This window comes from Pseudomonas sp. CNPSo 3701, from assembly GCF_028674975.1.
In the GTDB taxonomy this organism is placed as follows: domain Bacteria; phylum Pseudomonadota; class Gammaproteobacteria; order Pseudomonadales; family Pseudomonadaceae; genus Aquipseudomonas; species Aquipseudomonas straminea.
The window spans coordinates 1-649 of record NZ_JAQZSI010000022.1 but is presented as its reverse complement, the minus strand read 5'-3'; the positions used below and the strand labels follow the sequence as shown (position 1 = coordinate 649).

At 64.4% G+C, this 649-nt stretch carries 1 protein-coding gene; it reads left to right on the top strand.

Annotated features, from left to right (window positions below; translation table 11 throughout):
- The coding region (locus tag PVA39_RS23205; protein WP_274126068.1) for an aldehyde dehydrogenase family protein at nt 1–649 on the top strand (649 nt) is incomplete at both ends.

Genomic DNA, 649 nt, shown 5'->3' with positions numbered 1-649 from the left:
CGACGTACCCCTGGCCGCCGATCACTTCCGCTACTTCGCCGGCTGCATCCGCGCCCAGGAAGGCACCTCGGCGGAGATCAACGAGCACACCGCGTCCTATCACTTCCACGAGCCGCTGGGCGTGGTCGGGCAGATCATTCCCTGGAACTTCCCGCTGCTGATGGCCGCCTGGAAACTCGCTCCCGCGCTGGCTGCCGGCAACTGCGTGGTGCTCAAACCAGCCGAGCAGACGCCGCTGTCGATCACCCTGCTGGCCGAGATCATCGGCGACCTGCTGCCGCCGGGCGTGCTCAACATCGTCCAGGGCTTCGGCCGTGAAGCCGGCGAGGCGCTGGCCACGAGCACGCGCATCGCCAAGATCGCCTTTACCGGCTCCACCCCAGTGGGCTCTCATATCATGAAATGCGCCGCCGCCAACATCATCCCCAGCACCGTGGAACTGGGCGGCAAATCGCCCAACATCTTCTTCGAAGACATCATGCAGGCCGAGCCGGCGTTCATCGAGAAGGCGGCCGAAGGCCTGGTGCTGGCCTTCTTCAACCAGGGCGAAGTGTGCACCTGCCCGTCGCGGGCGCTGGTGCAGGAGTCGATCTTCGAGCCGTTCATGAACGAGGTGATGAAGAAGATCAAATCGATCAAGCGCGGCAAC